The 13,620-nt window shown below is 66.4% G+C and carries 16 protein-coding genes and 1 riboswitch; of the genes, 6 read left to right on the top strand and 10 right to left on the bottom strand.

The window, feature by feature from the left end:
- Window positions 1-2: 2 nt before the first annotated feature.
- The 8 genes from thiC to P0Y59_19135 form a co-directional block, all read right to left on the bottom strand.
- Window positions 3-1,898, bottom strand: a complete 1,896-nt coding sequence (thiC, locus tag P0Y59_19170) for a phosphomethylpyrimidine synthase ThiC (GenBank protein ID WEJ99042.1) — start codon at window positions 1,896-1,898, stop codon at window positions 3-5.
- 10 nt (window positions 1,899-1,908) lie between these two features.
- A complete protein-coding gene (locus tag P0Y59_19165) occupies window positions 1,909-2,313 on the bottom strand; it encodes a DUF2065 domain-containing protein (GenBank protein WEJ99041.1) in 405 nt (134 codons plus the stop codon).
- Between the two features lie 45 nt (window positions 2,314-2,358).
- A riboswitch (TPP riboswitch) is annotated at window positions 2,359-2,460 on the bottom strand.
- 93 nt (window positions 2,461-2,553) lie between these two features.
- Window positions 2,554-3,549 carry a ferritin-like domain-containing protein gene (locus P0Y59_19160; protein WEJ99040.1) on the bottom strand — a complete coding sequence of 332 codons (996 nt, stop codon included), beginning with the start codon at window positions 3,547-3,549 and terminating at the stop codon, window positions 2,554-2,556.
- A gap of 33 nt (window positions 3,550-3,582) precedes the next feature.
- The gene (locus P0Y59_19155) at window positions 3,583-4,575 is read right to left on the bottom strand and encodes a ferritin-like domain-containing protein (protein ID WEJ99039.1); all 993 of its coding nucleotides are present in this window, start codon (window positions 4,573-4,575) and stop codon (window positions 3,583-3,585) included.
- 180 nt (window positions 4,576-4,755) lie between these two features.
- Window positions 4,756-5,634 carry a MipA/OmpV family protein gene (locus tag P0Y59_19150; GenBank protein ID WEJ99038.1) on the bottom strand — a complete coding sequence of 293 codons (879 nt, stop codon included), beginning with the start codon at window positions 5,632-5,634 and terminating at the stop codon, window positions 4,756-4,758.
- 70 nt (window positions 5,635-5,704) lie between these two features.
- Window positions 5,705-6,079, bottom strand: a complete 375-nt coding sequence (locus tag P0Y59_19145) for a DUF2141 domain-containing protein (GenBank protein ID WEJ99037.1) — start codon at window positions 6,077-6,079, stop codon at window positions 5,705-5,707.
- Window positions 6,066-6,887 (bottom strand): sterol desaturase family protein, encoded by an 822-nt coding sequence (locus P0Y59_19140; protein WEJ99036.1) that lies wholly within the window; start codon window positions 6,885-6,887, stop codon window positions 6,066-6,068. Before P0Y59_19140 ends, P0Y59_19145 begins: the two co-directional genes overlap by 14 nt.
- Window positions 6,888-6,926: 39 nt before the next feature.
- Window positions 6,927-7,505: a TetR/AcrR family transcriptional regulator gene (locus P0Y59_19135; GenBank protein ID WEJ99035.1), complete on the bottom strand. Its 579-nt coding sequence runs from the start codon at window positions 7,503-7,505 to the stop codon at window positions 6,927-6,929.
- Between the two features lie 88 nt (window positions 7,506-7,593).
- Here P0Y59_19135 and P0Y59_19130 point away from each other — a divergent pair, with 88 nt between their 5' ends.
- The 6 genes from P0Y59_19130 to P0Y59_19105 all read left to right on the top strand — a co-directional run bounded on the left by P0Y59_19130 (window position 7,594) and on the right by P0Y59_19105 (window position 12,870).
- The gene (locus tag P0Y59_19130; GenBank protein ID WEJ99034.1) at window positions 7,594-8,208 is read left to right on the top strand and encodes a glutathione binding-like protein; all 615 of its coding nucleotides are present in this window, start codon (window positions 7,594-7,596) and stop codon (window positions 8,206-8,208) included.
- A 54-nt stretch (window positions 8,209-8,262) separates the two neighbouring features.
- Window positions 8,263-9,453: a lycopene beta-cyclase CrtY gene (crtY, locus tag P0Y59_19125; GenBank protein WEJ99033.1), complete on the top strand. Its 1,191-nt coding sequence runs from the start codon at window positions 8,263-8,265 to the stop codon at window positions 9,451-9,453.
- Complete coding sequence (locus tag P0Y59_19120; GenBank protein ID WEJ99032.1) at window positions 9,450-10,934, top strand: phytoene desaturase; 1,485 nt, start codon at window positions 9,450-9,452, stop codon at window positions 10,932-10,934. Before crtY ends, P0Y59_19120 begins: the two co-directional genes overlap by 4 nt.
- A 145-nt stretch (window positions 10,935-11,079) precedes the next feature.
- Window positions 11,080-11,661 (top strand): TIGR00730 family Rossman fold protein, encoded by a 582-nt coding sequence (locus P0Y59_19115; GenBank protein ID WEJ99031.1) that lies wholly within the window; start codon window positions 11,080-11,082, stop codon window positions 11,659-11,661.
- Window positions 11,658-12,605, top strand: coding sequence for a phytoene/squalene synthase family protein (locus P0Y59_19110; protein ID WEJ99030.1), 948 nt, complete (start codon window positions 11,658-11,660; stop codon window positions 12,603-12,605). The genes P0Y59_19115 and P0Y59_19110 overlap by 4 nt, the downstream gene beginning before the upstream one ends.
- Before the next feature lie 49 nt (window positions 12,606-12,654).
- Window positions 12,655-12,870 (top strand): hypothetical protein, encoded by a 216-nt coding sequence (locus P0Y59_19105; protein WEJ99029.1) that lies wholly within the window; start codon window positions 12,655-12,657, stop codon window positions 12,868-12,870.
- Here the strand turns inward: P0Y59_19105 and P0Y59_19100 are convergent.
- Entirely contained in the window at window positions 12,859-13,269 is a 411-nt protein-coding gene (locus P0Y59_19100) for a hypothetical protein (protein WEJ99028.1), read from the bottom strand. The two genes, P0Y59_19105 and P0Y59_19100, sit on opposite strands and share 12 nt — an antisense overlap.
- A 55-nt stretch (window positions 13,270-13,324) precedes the next feature.
- A complete protein-coding gene (locus P0Y59_19095; protein ID WEJ99027.1) occupies window positions 13,325-13,555 on the bottom strand; it encodes a hypothetical protein in 231 nt (76 codons plus the stop codon).
- Window positions 13,556-13,620 lie beyond the last annotated feature (65 nt).

The raw sequence follows: 13,620 nt of genomic DNA, 5'->3' as shown, positions 1-13,620 counted from the left end.
GGCTACTCGGCAGCCGGCAGGTAGATTTCCCCGCCGGTTTGCCGGAACTTCTCGCTCATCTCGTCCATGCCCTTTTCGGCATCGGCATTCGCGAACCGAGCACGCGCCGCATCCCCGTCCTGCGCAGGCGTCGCCGCGAGGAAACTATCCACGCCGCTATTCTGCTTCGCCGCGAAGTCGCGCACTTCCTGCGTGATCTTCATCGAGCAGAATTTCGGCCCGCACATCGAGCAGAAATGGGCGGTCTTGGCACCTTCGGCCGGGAGTGTCTGGTCGTGATATTGCTCAGCCGTGTCGGGATCGAGCGACAGGTTGAACTGGTCGCGCCAGCGGAATTCGAAGCGGGCGCGGGACAGGGCGTCGTCGCGGAGCTTCGCGGCCGGGTGGCCCTTGGCGAGATCGGCGGCGTGGGCGGCGAGCTTGTAGGTGACGACACCCACCTTCACATCGTCGCGGTCGGGCAGGCCGAGATGTTCCTTGGGCGTGACGTAGCAAAGCATCGCCGTGCCGTACCAGCCGATCATCGCTGCGCCGATGCCGCTGGTGATATGGTCATAGCCCGGCGCGATATCGGTGGTGAGCGGCCCGAGCGTGTAAAAGGGGGCCTCTCCGCAGACCTCGAGCTGCTTGTCCATATTCTCCTTGATCTTGTGCATCGGCACATGGCCGGGGCCTTCGATCATGACCTGGACGTCTTCCTTCCAGGCGCGGTGGGTGAGTTCGCCGAGCGTGTAGAGCTCGCTGAACTGCGCCTCGTCATTCGCATCGGCGATGCTGCCCGGGCGCAGGCCGTCGCCGAGGCTGTAGGCGATGTCATACGCCTTCATGATCTCGGTGATTTCGTCGAAGCGTTCGTAGAGGAAGCTCTCCTTGTGGTGCGCCAGGCACCATTTCGCCATGATCGAGCCGCCGCGGCTGACGATGCCCGTGACTCGCTTCGCCGTCATCGGGACATAGGCGAGGCGGACGCCGGCATGGATGGTGAAATAATCGACACCCTGTTCGGCCTGCTCGATCAGCGTGTCGCGGAAGATGTCCCAGGTCAGGTCCTCGGCCACGCCGCCGACCTTTTCCAGCGCCTGGTAGATCGGCACGGTGCCGATCGGCACGGGCGAGTTGCGCAGGATCCATTCGCGAGTGTCGTGGATGTTGCGGCCGGTCGACAGGTCCATCACCGTGTCGGCGCCCCAGCGGATCGACCAGACCATCTTGTCGACTTCCGCCGCGACGTTCGAGGCGACGGCGCTGTTGCCGATATTGGCGTTGATCTTCACGAGGAAGTTGCGGCCGATCGCCATCGGTTCGGATTCGGGGTGGTTGATATTGTTGGGGATGATCGCGCGGCCACGGGCGACCTCGTCCCGGACGAATTCCGGCGTGACATGGTCCGGGATCGACGCGCCCCAGGACTGGCCGTCGCGGATCAGTTGTTCCCTGGCGGCGGCGCGACCCATATTCTCGCGGATCGCGACATATTCCATCTCGGGCGTGATGATGCCGCGGCGGGCATAATGCATCTGGCTGACATTGGCCCCGGACTTCGCCCGGAGGGGGCGCTTCACGACATTGGGGAATTGCGGCACGCCGGCCGAGCGATCCGGGCCGGACAGGCCGTTATCCTCCGGCCTGATCTCGCGCGCGTCATAGGATTCGACGTCGCCGCGGCCGAGGATCCAGTCGCGACGCAGCGCCGGCAGGCCGGCATTGATGTCGATGATCGCCTTGGGATCGGTATAGGGGCCCGACGTGTCGTAGACCCGGAGCGGCATTTCGCCGCTCGACGGCTCAAGCATGATCTCGCGCATCGCCACGCGCCATTCCCCGACATGGATCTTGCGAGAGCCGCGGATGGGACCGGTGGTGACGCCGATTTCGGTGCGGGCGGGGATGTCTGCCATGGGTATTTCCTCAGTAGATAATGGGTTTGGCGGTGACGCCGGCGATCAGGAAGGCGAGGCCGAGCGCGAGCACGACGATCGCCCAGATACGGGTGGCGGTGGCGAGCGGACGAGTCAGGTGAAGGCCGCGATCCTGCAGGACGATCAGCCCCATCCCCTTGGCCATCGCCGCCCAGCCGACCAGCGAGACGGCGACGGCGAGCGGATCGGACCAGCGATTGTGGACCCCGACAATCGCGGCGCCGGCAATGAAGCCGACCGCCCCGGCGACCAGCAACAGCGCGGGAGAGGCAGCGAATTCATCAAATGCGCGACGCCACCGATCCCCGTTCGCCAGCCCGCCAAGGCCTGTGCCGGCGAGATAGACGCCGATCAGCATCGCGAGCAGCGCGGTCGCTGGTGTATGAATCGTCATGGCCACCTCCTCACGCAGTGCGGAGGACGGGCCACGGATTTCGGGTGAAAGCCGCTCCCTCCCTCCGCCGGTTTCAACCGGATCAGGTTCGGCGGGTCGGGGGCTGCAGCCCCCCTCTCAGGCGCGCATCAGCGCCCCCCCGGGGAAGCGGGGACCCTAGGCGTATCGGCTGACAAAGAAAAGGCCGCGCGACCCTGGTCGCGCGGCCTTTTCAGCATGCTTCGCAGCGAGCCGGTCCGGTCAGTTGGCGCCGCTCGTCTTGAAATAGGTGCTGATGACGCCGTTCGGATAGAAACCGCCACCCGTCACTGCCGCGCGATTGGTGTAGAGGACGTTGAGCACCTGCGCCGGGGTGCGGCCGGCGACAAGGCCGTCGATCGTGGCCGGCGTGATGTTCGAGGTCGTGGCGTTGCCCGTGACGCCCTGGTCGAGATCAGTCGCGCCGTCGAGCGCGTCCCGCGCACCGCTGAGCTGATCGGTGGCGGTACGCGCCGCCGTGCCGCGGCCATAAAGCTGCGACCGGATCAGCGCCGCCTCGTAGGACTTTGCCGCAAGGGCATCGGCCGCCACATTGACGAGAACCAGGTTCGTGATCGCCGGGGTCGCGCCGATATAGGCAGTGACCACGACATCCTGGAGGATGAACGCGCCAAGCAGGAAGTTGAGATCGCTGGAAAAGGCGTCGAACGTGTCGGCCGGGCCGATCAGCCCGCCGGCGCGCGCCAGGCGGGTGAAGCCGCCGGTGACCGCGCTGGAAAGATCGATCGACGGCTGTGCGGACACCGCCGCCGAGCCGATCGCCGAGCGCAGGATGCCGAGCTGGGCCAGTTCCCGGGTCGCGATCTCGCGGGCATATTGGCCGAGCAGCGCATCGCTGAAGGTGATCTGCGCGCCACCTGACACGGTGCCCTGGGTACCCGTGCCGGTGAGCAGCGACGCGGCGACGCCGCTACCCGTCGTCGCCAGCGCGAAATATTGCGCCGTGAGATACTGAAGCTGAAGCGCGAAATTCAGATAGTCGACGTCGAGCGCGACGGTCGAGGTGGAGGTGGGCGTCGGCGTCGCGGTGCCGGTCGGCGTGGGGGTCGGCGTCGGGCTGCCGTCGCCACTGCCGCCGCAGGCAGCGAGGCCCATCGCGATCGTGGCGCCACCAGCGAGTTGCAGGAAGCGGCGCCGCGCGCCGGCGCGATCATTGTCCGCGCCGGGTGCCGTCATCGGGGTATCGGTATCGATCATCGTGAAATCTTCCCTTTGGGGGCAATATTGCGATCAGTTGACGGCGCTGGTCTTCACGGCGCCGTTGAGGCCTGCCGTGAAGAAGCCGCCCGAGCTGACCGCCGCGCTGTTCAGGTAGAAGATGTTCAGCACCTGACCCGCACTGCGACCAAGCACGATACCCTCGGGATTGGCCGGCACGATATTGGACACGAGGTTGCCGTTGACCGTGGTCGGCGAGATGCCGTGATCGAGATCCTTGCTGGCATCGCTGCCGACGCCATCTAGAGAATCGCGGACGTCGGAAATGCTGTCGGCGTTCGTGCGGAGCGCGGGGGTGGCAACCCCCTTTGCGTAGAGCAGCGAGCGGATCATCGACGCATGGTGCGCATGCGCCGAGAGCAGGCCGAGCACCTGGCCAAGGATCGTCCTGTCGGTGATCGACGCCGCGGCGGCGGCATAGCCGGTGACGATGACGTCCTCGATCATGAAGGCGCCGAGCAGGAAATTCTGGTCGCTGGCATAGACGTCGAACGCGGTCCCCGCCGTGACGACGTTGGCCGCGCCGGCCAGCTTGGAGAAAGCACTGGTGGCGGTGACGCTGAGGTCGATCGCCGGCTGCGCCGTCACGCCGTCGCTGCCGAGCGTGGTGCGCAGGAATGCGACATGCGCCGCCACATCCTGCGCGATTTCCTGCGCATATTGCGAGACCAGCGGATCAGTGAACGTCACCTGGCGCGCGCCGGTGGCGGCACCGGCGGTGCCGACCCCGGTAAGCTGAGCGGCGGGCAGGCCGACGCCCGACACGGCAAAGCTGTAATATTGCGCCACGAGATATTCGATCTGGAGCAGGAAATTGCCCATGTCGTTGTCGGCGATCGTCGCCGCCGACGCCGAGGTCGCGATCGACAGCGCGCCGGCGCCGGCCACCGTGGCCGCCGTCGCGCCAAGCGCCGCCTTGAAGAATTCGCGGCGCTCGTTGCGCAGTTCGGGTTCCGGCTGGAGGGCTGATTCGCTACTCTCGATCAGCTGCTGGTCGTCGGTCAAAATGACCTCTCCTTGAGATGATTTCCCGCACGCGCGAGAAGAATTTGGCCACCGGCCCCAACCATTTGCAGCGGTCGGGCGAACCGATTCCAGCCGGTTTCTGCCCCCCGGTAGCCGATCTACCGGGCCGACATCAACAACCGTTAACGGCCAATCCCGCTCAAGCCGGCTCAGCCCGCCTCAAAAGGTGTAACCGAGCCCGATCGCGCCAAGCCATTGATTGGGGCTGCCGGCAATGCTGGTCACCGGGCTGGCGGCGAAATCGTCCTGCATGCGGGTATAGGAACCCGTCACGTAGATGCCGAGACCATGAAGCAGATCGCCGGTGAGCGAACGGCCCGCGACGAGCCCCACATTGAGATCCTTCCAGCCCTTGCGTCCGCTGAACACCGGCAGGCCGCTGCGCGCCGATCCGGCGGCGTCCACGTCGAAATAGGCGCGGGCATAGCCAGTGCCCGCATAATCGGCCGAGACCGAGAGAGCGACGAACGCCTTGCGGCTGAGCGGCGTTGAATATTCGATCGACGGGGTGATCACATAGCTGCGATAGATATTGCTGAGATCGTGGACATAGGCGACGCGGACGGTGAGATTGTCATAGTCGCTGGTGATCAGGCCGGTCTTGCCGATGCCGACGAACCCGCCGGCCTCGAGCGCGACCTTGCGGCTGCCGAGCGCCTTTACCTGCGGATCGACGATTCGGCCGACGCGGTTGAAGTTGAGACCGGCAATCGGCCCGAGCTGGAAATCGAAGGACGGACCGGGGGGATTGGGGATCAGGTCGACATACAACTGGGTGTTGCGCGTGAAGAAGCTGAACCCGTCGAGCTTGCCCCGCGCCGCGAACGCCGGCGTCACGACATAGTCGTTCGACCCTTCATAGCTCGGCATATAGGCGACACCGCCGCCGATGGTGAGACTGTTGCGGTTCTGCTCGACCGTTTCGGCGGGCAACGGCGCCGGAGAAGGCGGGCCGGCCGAATCCTGCGCGAAGGCGGGGGCTGCGGTGCAGGAAAGCAATGTCGCGAGCGAAAGGGCGATACGGTTTTGCGATATCACGAAAATACTCCAGGCCGGGTCTCGGACCGGGGAAACGCCGCCTGCATCGCTTTGGGTCCGCCGCGTGATCCTAGAGAAGGTAAAGCATCTTCACCTGTTGCGCATCGGCATCACCCGATACGGTGAAGCGTGCCGCCTTGAAGCTGGGCGGACCGAAGGTGATGACCGGGTTGCGCGAGAAGCCGAACCCCTCGCGCGGGATGCCGGCAAAGGTATCGAGCTTGCCGTTGCTATTCTCGTCATGGATCACCGCGATGGCATAGTCGCCGCGCGGCAGCCCGTCGAAGCTGATGTCGTGGGTGGTGGCCGGAACGGAGCGCGTCACGGCGCGCCGGTCGTCGGTGCATTTGGGGAAATTGGCGGGATCGGCAGTGAGGCAGATGCGGATCATGCCGCGCGTCGAACGCAGCTTCGCCACGTCGAGCGACAGATCAGAGACCGGCATCGCCCCCGGCAGCAGCGCCATCGCCGTGAGCGCCAGACCCAGGCGCTTTGCCCAGAACCGCCTTGCTCCTGGCCCGGGCATGGTCGCGCGCGAAATCGCCGACGCCGCGATCGGTGCCGCACAGGCGGTCCCAGAACCGGAAATAAAGCCCATAATTCCCCCCATATTGCTCATGGTGGCGTTGATGATGGCTCGCGGTGATGAGCCACGCCCCCATTCGCCCCCGCCACATGAACGCAGGGAAAACCTCCCACCCCATATGGTTGGTAACCCCCATAAGCGTCATGACCGCAAGCACCACCGCCAGCGCGCCGGCATGAATCGGAATCACGAACACCAGTAGCGGAATTGCCACAGCGCCGGTGACCGCCTCGATCGGGTGGAACGCCATCGCCGCCCAGGCAGTCGGCGGGCGGCTGGCATGGTGGACGGCATGGGCGATGCGGAACGGCCGGGGCAGGTGCATCCAGCGATGAGTCCAGTAGAACCAGGTATCGTGCGCCATCAGGTACAGCAGCACCGACAGTGGCAAATACCAGAGCGGGAACGCGTGGAGATCGTTATAGATCAGGGTCCAGCCACGATTCTGCCAGCCCCAGGCGATCACGCCGGCCGGTACGCCGTAGATCGCGGCTGAAGCGAGACTCCACCCGATCTCTCGCCTGATCTGGGGATCGAGCCCGGCATAGAGGCCAGGGTGCCTGGCCCTGGTCGCCATGGCGAAGGCGCCGCTGACGATCAGGTAGCGCACCCCGACGATCACCGACATCGCGACGGCGGAGAGCAGGATGGCGATGGCGACGGTCATGCAGCGCCTTATACGCCGAACGCCCGGCGCGTCATGCGTTCAGACGATCATCGCAGCGCAATCGCGCGCGATACGGTCAAGCGATTCGCGCGATTCCCCGGCGCGGGCACGGACGCTGAGCGAGTGGAGCACCGAGGCGACGATCGCCGCCGATGCAGCCGGCCGGGCACTGCCGGCGGCCGTAAGCAGCTCCTCGATGCAGCGATCCTCCATCGCCAGGAAGGTGCAGAGCGCGGCGCGGACTTCCGGATCGGCCGCGGCCTCCGCCGTGGCGGTGCCGATCAGCAGGCAGCCCGAAGGCCCCTTCTCCCCCGACATATAGCCCTGGATCGCGCCGAGCAGCATGCGTTCGACCATCTCCCGCAGCGGCAACGCGAAGCCGCCGAGCGTGGCGAACGATCGCTCGACCCGGTCGGTGAGCCGCGCCAGCGCCGCGAGGTACAGGGACCTTTTGTCGCCGAACGCAGCGTAGAGGCTCGGCCGGGCGAGGCCGGTGGCCTCAGCCAGGTCGTCGAGCGAGGTGCCGGCAAAACCATGCGTGCGGAACCGTTCCGACGCGGCCTTGAGGGCGACGTTCGCGTCGAAGCTGCGCGGCCGGCCGCGGGGGCGCTGTGACAAATTATGTACCGTTTCGCAAAGAATCGTTGACTTGGATTTATATTATGCGAAACGGTACGGAAATCAACCAAGGCCCAGGGAGTTCCCCATGAAGCTCTATTTCATTCCCTTCGCCTGCTCGCTCGCGACGCGGATCGCGATCGAGGAGGCAGAGCTCGACGCCGAGTTCGTCCAGGTGCTGCCGGGGGGCCGCCTGCCCGACGGACGCCCGTTCAGCGCGATCAGCCCGATGGGCTATGTCCCTGCGATGGAGACGGCGGGCGGCCTCGCGCTGACCGAGGGGCCTGCCGTGCTGACCTATATCGCCGATCTCGCCGCCGAGGGCGTGCTGGCGCCCGCCCCCTATACGGAGGAGCGCTATCAGATGATGCGCTGGCTCAACTTCATCTCGACCGAACTGCACAAGGCAGTGTTCGCGCCGCTGATGAGCAGCGCGCCGCCCGAGGGCGCCAAGGCCTGGGCGCACGAGCTGGCCGCGAAACGGTTCGACCTGCTGTCGGCCCGCCTCGACGGCAGCGACTATCTGCTCGACAGCTTCAGCGTGGCCGATGCCTATCTGCTCAGCGTGCTCAACTGGTGCGAATATGCCGGGGTGCCGATCGCCGACTGGCCGGTACTGCTCGGCTGGCGCAGCAGGATGCGCAAACGCCCCTCGGTGGCGCTGGCGATGGCTACTGAAATGCCGCTGCGCGAAGCCGCCTGAAACATCTCTCCTGCCCGATTTGCGGAGCGGCGCGAATCGGGTAGGCACGGGCGCATGCCAGCCCTCCTATCCTGCGATATCGCGATCGTCGGCGCCGGGCTGGCCGGCGGGCTGGTGACGCTGGCGCTAAAGAAGCGTCATCCCGGCCTCGATATCAGGCTGATCGAGGGATCGGACGGGGTCGGCGGCAACCATGTCTGGTCCTTCTTCGCCAGCGACGTGGCGGATGGCGACCGGTGGATCGTGGCCCCGTTGATCAGCTATGGCTGGAAGAGCTACGACATCGCCTTTCCGGCGCACCGCCGCACGCTGGGCGCGGCCTATTATTCGATCGAATCCGAACGGCTCGACGCGGTGGTGCGCGCCGCCCTGCCCGACGGCGCGCTGATGACCCGGCGCAAGGTGCTTGGCGCGAGCCCGACCGCGGTGGTGCTGGCCGACGGCGACCGAATCCAGGCCAAGGGGGTGATCGATGCGCGCGGGCCGGGCGATCTGGGCCTGCTCGAGCTTGGCTGGCAGAAATTCCTCGGGCGCGAATTCCACCTGGAAGAACCGCATGGCGCGCCGAATCCGATGGTGATGGACGCGACCGTCGAGCAGATCGACGGCTATCGCTTCGTCTATTGCCTGCCGTTCGCCGCGACCCGGATGTTCGTGGAGGACACCTATTACAGCGACACGCCCGAGCTCGACCGGACGATACTGGCCGGGCGGATCGACAGCTATGTCGGCACGCGCGGCTGGCGGGTCGACCGTGTCGCGCGCGAAGAGGCCGGCGTGTTGCCGGTCGCGATGGGCGGCGATTTCGAGGAATATTGGCGCAGCGGCGGCAACAAGGTCGCCAAGGCGGGCATGCGCGCCGGGCTGTTCCACCCGACCACCGGCTATTCGCTGCCCGATGCGGTGCGGACCGCATCGCTGATCGCCGGGACGAGCGACCTGTCGGGCAAGGCGCTGCACGACCTGACCTATGGCCTGGCCCGGTCGACCTGGCGCCGGCGCGGCTTCTACCGCATGCTCGACAAGATGCTGTTCAAGGCAGCCGAGCCAGCCGAACGCTATCGCATCCTCGAACGCTTCTATCGGCTCGATCCCCGTCTTATAGGCCGTTTCTATGCTGGACGTTCGACCCTATCCGACAAGGCCCGTGTCCTGATGGGCAAGCCACCCGTACCCATCCGCCGCGCGTTTGACGCCATCACCGGCCCGGCGATCCGCCCGATCGCCCGGCGGAGCCCGACATGAACCGTTCGGCCATCGTCATCGGCGCCGGCTTCGGCGGCCTCGCGCTCGGTATCAGGCTTCAATCGGCCGGCGTCGAGACGACCATCGTCGAGGCGCGCGACAAGCCGGGCGGGCGTGCCTATGTCTGGGAGAAGGACGGCTTCACCTTCGATGCCGGGCCGACCGTCATCACCGATCCGGCCTGCCTGCAGGAGCTGTGGGCGCTGACCGGGCGCAGCATGGCGGACGATGTGACGCTTGCCCCGGTGCTGCCCTTCTACCGGCTCACCTGGCCCGACGGCACCAGCTTCGACTATACCAATGACGACAGCATCCTGATGGCGGAGATCGCCCGGCTGAACCCGGAGGATGTCGCCGGGTACCGCAAGTTCCTCGACTACGCGGCCGGGGTCTATCAGGAAGGCTATGTGAAGCTCGGCCAGGTCGCGTTCCTCGACTTCGCCTCGATGATCAGGGCGGCACCGGCGCTGGCGAAATACCAGGCGTGGCGGTCGGTCTATTCGATCGTGTCGAGCTTCGTGAAGGACGAGCATCTGCGCCAGGCGCTGAGCTTCCACACCTTGCTCGTCGGCGGCAATCCGATGACGACCAGCGCGATCTACGCGCTGATCCACAAGCTCGAGCGCGACGGCGGCGTATGGTTCGCAATGGGCGGCACCAACAAGCTCGTCGCCGGGATGGTCGCGCATTTCGAGCGGCTGGGCGGCGTGCTGCGGCTGGACGATCCGGTGACGAGCATCGAGACGCTGGGCGACAAGGCGACCGGCGTGGTCACCGCGTCGGGCTGGGAAGGCAAGGCCGACATGGTCGCGTGCAATGGCGACGTCATGCACGTCTATCGCGACCTGCTGAAGACGTCGCGCAGCGCGCAGCGGACGAAGAACCGGCTCGAGCGCAAGCGCTATTCGCCGTCGCTGTTCGTGGTGCATTTCGGGATCAAGGGCACCTGGCCGGGCATCCCGCACCACATGATCCTGTTCGGCCCGCGCTACAAAGGCCTGCTCGCCGACCTGTACGACACCGGCGTGCTGCCCGAGGATTTCTCGATCTATCTGCACCACCCGACCGTGACCGACCCGTCATTGGCGCCGGAGGGGCATTCATCCTTTTACGCGCTGGCGCCGGTGCCGCATCTCGGCAAGTTCCCGGTGGACTGGGCGGAGATCGGGCCGATCCTTGAAAAGCGCATCCTCGACGAGGTCGGGCGGCGGCTGATCCCCGATATCCATGACCGGATCGTGACCAAGTTCCATTATGCGCCAAGCGATTTCGCGCACGACCTGAACGCGCATCTCGGCAGCGCGTTCAGCCTTGAGCCGATCCTGACCCAGAGCGCCTGGTTCCGCGTGCACAATCGCGACGACGAGATCGCGAACCTGTATTTCGTCGGCGCTGGCACGCATCCGGGCGCGGGGATCCCGGGGGTCGTCGGGAGCGCCAAGGCGACGGCTGCGTTGATGCTGGAAGGACCATTGCGATGACTTTTCAAATCCTCCCCGGCACGGGGAGCGAGACCATTCGCTTCTTCAGCGAATGGTGGTGGGGGAGCGCCACCAGCGCTTCGCCTGCGGAAGCCCCGTTCCACCATGCTTCGCATGGTTCCCCTCCCCGTGCCGGGTGGGAACTGTGAAGCGTCTCGCCGTCTATTGCGGGTCAGCCTCGCCGGCTGACCCGGTCTATATCGACTCAGCCCGCGCCGTCGGCCGCGCCCTTGCCGGACGCGGCATCGGCGTCGTCTATGGCGGTGGCCGGCTTGGGCTGATGGGCGCCGTCGCCGATGGCGCGATCGAGGCGGGCGGCGAGGTGATCGGCATCATCCCCACGGCTCTCGTCTCAGCCGAGGTGGCGCATCGCGGGCTGACCGAGCTTCATGTCGTCGACACGATGCACCAGCGCAAACAGGCCTTCACCGACCTGTCCGACGGCTTCATCAACCTGCCCGGCGGCACCGGCACGATGGACGAATTGTGGGAGGCGCTGAGCTGGGCGCAGATCGGCTATCACGCGAAGCCGGTCGGGTTGCTCAACGTGGCCGGCTATTACGATCATCTCATCGCCTTTTACGCGAAGATGGGCGAGGTCGGCTTCCTGCGGCCGCAGCATCAGGGAATCCTGATCATCGACGACGGGCTCGACGGTCTCCTCGCCAAGATGGCGGCGCATGTGCCGATCGAGACCATCACCAAGATGCGCAAATCGGACCTGTGAGCCCGGCGCTGCCAGGCCGCGACGCGATCGTCGCGACGGCGGCTGAATCGATCGCCCGCGGATCGAAGAGCTTCGCCGCGGCGAGCCGGCTGTTCGACCGCAGGACCCGGGAGCGGGCCTGGCTGCTCTATGCCTGGTGCCGGCAATGCGACGACATCGCCGACGGCCAGGACCATGGCCACGGCATGACCCGGGTCGACGACGCGCCCGAGCGTCTCGCGCGCATCTCGGCGATGACCGAGGCGGCATTGGCTGGCCACCAGGTCGGCGACCCGGCTTTCGACGCGCTGCGCATCGTGGCGGCCGAGACGGCGATGCCGCCGCGTTTCGCGCGCGACCTCATCGCCGGTTTCGCGCTCGACGCGGAGGATTGGCGGCCGCGCAGCGAGGGCGACCTCTATACCTATTGCTATCATGTCGCCGGCGCGGTCGGGTGCATGATGGCGGTGGCGATGGGGATACCGCCCGGGGACGAGGCGACGCTCGACCGTGCCTGCGACCTCGGCATGGCGTTCCAGCTCGCCAATATCGCGCGCGACATCGAGGAGGATGACCGCGTCGGGCGCTGCTACCTGCCCGTGGAATGGCTGGTGGAAATGGATATCCCGCCGGGCCAGCATATGAAGCCCCCCTTTCGCCAGCGGCTCGCGGTGCTGGCGAAACGGCTGGCGGCGCGCGCCGAGGCGTTCGAGGCAAGCGCGCGGGCCGGGACGCCCGCCCTGCCGCTGCGGTCGGCCTGGGCGGTGCTGGCGGCGGCAGGAATCTACGGCGCGATCGGCCGGGAGGTCGCCGCGCGGGGCGAGCATGCGTGGGATCGACGGGTCACGACCTCCACCGGCGCCAAGATCGCCATGATCGCCCGCGCGGCGCGGGAGGCGATCGGGCGGCGGACGCTGTATCCGCCGGTGCCGCGCGACCCGAACTTGTGGACAAGGCCGCGCTAACCTTTTCCGGTGACCGTCACGATACCATCCTGGCTTAGGCCGTTGATGCATGACCATGCTCTCCCACCGCTTCTCCCGTGCGCTTGCGCAGGGACGCGCCAGGCCGGCTGAACCGCCGAGCCGCGCGTCGCTGCTCGCGACGCTGCTGCAGAAGCGCGCCACGGCGCACCAGATGGGCGCGGACGAGCTTGAATCGCTGCTGCGCGACCAGATCCGCTGGTCGTTGCCGATCGTGCGCGAGCCCGGGAACGGATCAGCCGAGTAGCGGCTCGCCCGGATAGGGCTTGCGATGCGACCATATCCCCAGCGCGCCGCCCACTATCGGCAACAGCACCGCGCAGGCCTGCATCCAGAACGGATGGGGCAGCATCACGATATTGGCGATGCTGCCGGCGAGCACCACCGCGGTGACGATCCGGCCCGCCATGCGCCAGTCGCTGATGCGAAGCGCCAGCCAGGCGCCGGCGAGCGGACCGGCGAACCAGCCGGCCGCGACGAGCAGCTTGGCCGCGATCGGCATGCCGGCGACCACGGCCGCGAGCGCCGCCGGATCGTCGCTTTCCAGCTGGGGCATCGGATAGAGATAACCGGCAAGCGAATCGAAGGCGGAAACGACCAGCATCGCCGCCAGCGCGCCCAATATTATGCTCAGAATCTTGCGCATCTACCGTCCCGCCACCTGTAGCCGATAGCGTAACAGGCATAGAGCGACGGCGCTATCAACCGCCCCGGCGCTGCGGATCCAGCTGGACGAGTTGCGGGCGATTCGAGCGGCATGCCGCGCTGATCACCGGATAGTCGATATCGGTGTTGCGCTGGAGCATGACGGGCATCGCCGCCTGGCACTGGGCGGCCGTGGCATAGTGTACCGGCACGATGCGCGCCTCGGCACATTGGGCCGAACCGTCAGCACATCCCATGATCGCCATGACGAAGTAGAACGGTTCCATGCTTCGGCTCCCAGTCAAGGCATCAATCGACGAGACGAGACTCTTGTTCCGTGAAATGCTTCTGA

This window comes from Candidatus Sphingomonas phytovorans, assembly GCA_029202385.1.
In the GTDB taxonomy this organism is placed as follows: domain Bacteria; phylum Pseudomonadota; class Alphaproteobacteria; order Sphingomonadales; family Sphingomonadaceae; genus Sphingomonas; species Sphingomonas phytovorans.
Note: the sequence above shows the minus strand (reverse complement) of the source record. Positions and strands in the feature narration are given on the sequence as shown.

Bases quoted from the DNA above. Each gene is read 5' to 3' on its own strand.
- thiC (WEJ99042.1), bottom strand. From the start codon at position 1,898: ATGGCAGACATCCCCGCCCGCACCGAAATCGGCGTCACCACCGGTCCC.
- P0Y59_19165 (WEJ99041.1), bottom strand. From the start codon at position 2,313: ATGACGATTCATACACCAGCGACCGCGCTGCTCGCGATGCTGATCGGC.
- P0Y59_19160 (WEJ99040.1), bottom strand. From the start codon at position 3,549: ATGATCGATACCGATACCCCGATGACGGCACCCGGCGCGGACAATGAT.
- P0Y59_19145 (WEJ99037.1), bottom strand. From the start codon at position 6,079: ATGCCGGTCTCTGATCTGTCGCTCGACGTGGCGAAGCTGCGTTCGACG.
- P0Y59_19140 (WEJ99036.1), bottom strand. From the start codon at position 6,887: ATGACCGTCGCCATCGCCATCCTGCTCTCCGCCGTCGCGATGTCGGTG.
- P0Y59_19130 (WEJ99034.1), top strand. From the start codon at position 7,594: ATGAAGCTCTATTTCATTCCCTTCGCCTGCTCGCTCGCGACGCGGATC.
- crtY (WEJ99033.1), top strand. From the start codon at position 8,263: ATGCCAGCCCTCCTATCCTGCGATATCGCGATCGTCGGCGCCGGGCTG.
- P0Y59_19120 (WEJ99032.1), top strand. From the start codon at position 9,450: ATGAACCGTTCGGCCATCGTCATCGGCGCCGGCTTCGGCGGCCTCGCG.
- P0Y59_19105 (WEJ99029.1), top strand. From the start codon at position 12,655: ATGACCATGCTCTCCCACCGCTTCTCCCGTGCGCTTGCGCAGGGACGC.
- P0Y59_19100 (WEJ99028.1), bottom strand. From the start codon at position 13,269: ATGCGCAAGATTCTGAGCATAATATTGGGCGCGCTGGCGGCGATGCTG.
- P0Y59_19095 (WEJ99027.1), bottom strand. From the start codon at position 13,555: ATGGAACCGTTCTACTTCGTCATGGCGATCATGGGATGTGCTGACGGT.